Source organism: Nocardia sp. NPDC059764 (assembly GCF_042732555.1).
GTDB lineage: Bacteria > Actinomycetota > Actinomycetes > Mycobacteriales > Mycobacteriaceae > Nocardia.
This window is the reverse complement of the sequence record NZ_JBHWHH010000316.1, coordinates 1-3,484: the sequence shown is the minus strand read 5'-3', so window position 1 is coordinate 3,484 and position 3,484 is coordinate 1. Positions and strand designations below refer to the sequence as shown.

Annotated in this window: 3 protein-coding genes; 1 reads left to right on the top strand and 2 read right to left on the bottom strand. The window is 68.3% G+C overall.

Annotation, left to right across the window (positions count from 1 at the left end):
- Positions 1 to 166 precede the first annotated feature (166 nt).
- Both ACFV4K_RS35130 and ACFV4K_RS35125 read right to left on the bottom strand, forming a co-directional pair.
- Positions 167 to 985: a class I SAM-dependent methyltransferase gene (locus ACFV4K_RS35130; RefSeq protein WP_379280610.1), complete on the bottom strand. Its 819-nt coding sequence runs from the start codon at positions 983 to 985 to the stop codon at positions 167 to 169.
- A 59-nt stretch (positions 986 to 1,044) separates the two neighbouring features.
- Positions 1,045 to 2,598, bottom strand: a complete 1,554-nt coding sequence (locus ACFV4K_RS35125) for a succinic semialdehyde dehydrogenase (protein ID WP_379280609.1) — start codon at positions 2,596 to 2,598, stop codon at positions 1,045 to 1,047.
- Between the two features lie 166 nt (positions 2,599 to 2,764).
- On the opposite strand from ACFV4K_RS35125, the gene ACFV4K_RS35120 reads away from it, so the two are divergent.
- Positions 2,765 to 3,439 (top strand): cupin domain-containing protein, encoded by a 675-nt coding sequence (locus tag ACFV4K_RS35120; RefSeq protein WP_379280608.1) that lies wholly within the window; start codon positions 2,765 to 2,767, stop codon positions 3,437 to 3,439.
- Positions 3,440 to 3,484: the final 45 nt, after the last annotated feature.

Genomic DNA, 3,484 nt, shown 5'->3' with positions numbered 1-3,484 from the left:
CCACCGCACAACCCGTGACAGACACGCGGTTCATCGCTGGTCTCTATCGGCATATCGTTCGGCGACAGCGGCGAAGGCTGCTTTGGGTTCCCAGCGCATGTCCGGGTAGGTGTCGCACTGGCGGGCCTCCAGTACCTTGACGATGCCCAGGCTGGCGAGGTCGAGATCATCGCGGGGATTTCCGTCCGACACCGAGCCACGCGGTCGTTGACAGCGCCGAGCCGGGCTCGTAGCGCTCCCGCAGATACTCGATCATGACCCGTTCCTGCTCGGCCCATGCGGCCGCGTCGGTGCGCCGCCGGGTTGATTGCAACGGCGCGCTCCCCCGGGTCAGCCGATCCCACATCTGCTCGGCGCTGTCGTAGCGGAACGATTCGGTGTGCGGGCGCAGGGTGACCTCGGTGAAGCCGGCCGCGTGCAGTTCGCGTTCGAAGACGATCGGATTCTCCAGGCTGTCCAGATTCGGCTGGGGCGCGGGGAATCCCGGAATCCCAGCCTGAAAGGCTTCGAACAGCAGGGTCATCAGCGGCGAGTCCGCGATCGGAGCCCAGCTCGACACCACGGCGGTGCCGCCGGGGCGCAACACTCGGCGCAGTTCGGCGAAGCCCGCCGCACGGTCCGGGAAGAACATGAGCCCGAACATCGAGAACGCCGCGTCGAAGGTGTTGGCGGCGTAGCGCAATCGCTGACCGTCGCCGACGCCGGTGAGGACGTTCCCGATCCCGGCCCGCATGATCGTGCCGCGCAGTCGCCGGATCATCTCCTCCGAGAAATCGACCGCGACCACTTCGGCGACCCGCGGCGCGGCCTGCAGGGCCAGCACGCCGGGGCCGGTGGCCACATCGATGATCCGGGACCGGGCGGTCAGTCCGCCCAGTTCGAGCGCGCGAATCGCGAAGGGCCGCATCATGTCCGATACGACCTCGTCATAGCTCGCGGCGACACCGTCCCATGCGCCCGGCGCGGCCAGTGGATTCTCCGGCATTCGACCACCCTTCCGACGGGTACAGTGTACGCACGTCGGACGGGTGGTCTACCGGTACCTCAGCGGCCGGGGAGGAAGCGGAGGCTGCGGGCGATGGTCATCAGGAAGGGCTGCCACGTGCCCTGGGGGACGAAGGGCGGGGCGTCCAGGTTGAGGAAGCGGGTGACCACGATGGACTGGGGTTCGGTGAACTTCAGGAGGCCGTCGGGGCCGTGGCGGCGGCCGACGCCGGAGATGCCCATGCCGCCCATGGGAGCGCCGGTGGAACCCCAGGCTGGGGCGTAGCCCTCGTCGACATTGACTGTGCCGGCGTGCAATTGCTCGGCGATGCGCTCGCCCTCGGCCTTGCTGCCCGCCCAGACGCTGGCATTGAGGCCGTACTCGGTGTCATTGGCCCGGGTGATGGCCTCGTCGACCGAGTCCACCGGGTAGATGGAGACCAGGGGGCCGAAGGTTTCATTGCGGCCGCACTCCATGGCGTCGGTGACCTCGGAAAGCACGGTCGGCTCAAAGAACAGCGGGCCCAGGTCGGGGCGGGGGTTGCCGCCCGCGAGCACCTTCGCGCCCTTGGAGACCGCGTCGGCGACGTGCTTGGTGACCGTCTCCAGCTGTGATTCGGAGATCAGGCTGCCGATGTCCTTCGAGAAGTCGTATGCCGCACCGAGTTTCGCGGCCTTGACCGCGGCGGTGAACTTCTCGGTGAACTGCTCGGCGACCGCGCGCTCGACGTACATGCGCTCGATGGAGATGCACAGCTGGCCCGCGTTGGAGAAGCAGGCGCGCACCGCGGCCTTGGCGGCCTTGTCCAGATCGGCGCCGCGCGTGATGATCATCGGGTTCTTGCCGCCCAGTTCGGCGGAGAAGCCGATGAGGCGGCGGCCGCACTGCTCGGCCAGGGTGCGGCCGGTGGCGGAGGAGCCGGTGAACATCAGGTAGTCGCAGTCGTCGACGATGGCCGTGCCGACCACCGTGCCGGGACCGGTGACCACGGCGAACAGATCCGCGGGCAGCCCGGCCCGGGCGAACAGTTCGGCATTGGCCAGCGCGGAGTACGGGGTCTGGCTGTCGGGCTTGACCACGACCGCGTTCCCGGCCATCAGCGCCGGAATCGAGTCGCCGACCGCGAGCAGCATCGGGTAGTTCCAGGGCGCGATCACCCCGACCACGCCCTTGGGCACCGGGCGCACCGAGGCCCGGTTCAGGACCGGGAACGCGCCCGGCACGCTCTGGGCCGCCAGCAGTTTCGGCGCGACCCGGGAGAAGTAGCGGGCCGCGAGGAACAGGCCCATCACCTCCTCCTGCGCCGCCCAGCGCGCCTTGCCGGTCTCGGCCTGGATGACGTCCATCAGGTATTCGCGGTTCTCGATCACCAGCGCGCGGTAGCGGTCCAGCACCTCGGCCCGCTGCTTGGGGGTGCGCGCGGCCCAGTCCGCCTGGGCGGCGCGGGCTTTGGCGATGGCGGCGGCGACATCGGCGGCGGTGCCGACCGGCACCTCGCCCAGGGTGCCACCGGTGAACACCTCGGTGATCGCTCTGGTCGCGTGGTCCTGCGTGGTATCCACGGCCGCGAACGAGCGCAGCCGTTCGAACACCGCGGCAGCCGGCACCGGCATCATCGCCTCCTACTTGTGAGTAACTTCCGGATACACACAATCTACCCCCTGGCCTCGGCGTGGGGCCCGGACTGGGAAATCTGATGGTTGCCACAAAATTGCCAATTCGCCCAGCGGGCCAGAGTAATGTTCTCGGCGGGGTGCCCTTTTCGAAGGAGTGCCCACAATGACCAAGTTCGTTCAGACGATCGAGTTCACGACCACTCACATCGATGAGTTCAACGAGAAACTCGACGCGTGGCTCACCGCGACGGCGGGCAAGCGCACAGCCGTCCGCGGCCTCGAGGCCAAGGATCGCGATCACCCGAACACCTATATGCAGATGGTCGAGTTCCCCTCCTACGAAGAGGCGATGAAGAACTCCGACCTACCTGAGACCACCCGCTTCGCCGAGGAGATCGCCGCACTGTGCGACGGCCCGGCGGTCTTCCACAACCTGGATCTGCTGCGCGAGGACAATATGGCCGACGGCCAGGGCCGCAATATGGTCGTGCGCAGCCTCGACACTCCGGACGCAACCCGCCCCTTCGAGGCGGGAATGGGCCGGATGGACCTGATCGAGACGCCGTTCGGCGCGCTCGGCCGCGCGGTCTTCGAACCGGGCTGGCGCTGGTCCACCCACGTCAAGCCGATCGCGGGCACCGACTCCTGTCAGGCCATGCACGTCGGCTACTGCATCTCGGGCCGGCTGCGGATCCGGATGGACGACGGCGCGGAATCCGAGATCGGCCCCGGTGACTACCTGTTCTGTCCGGCCGGTCACGACGCCTGGGTCCTGGGCGACGAGCCGTGCGTGATGCTCGATTGGGCCGGTGCGGCCCAGTACGCGAAACGCACCTGACGACAAGCGCATCGGCGACCGCCCCGCGGTGGGCGAATGCGGCAC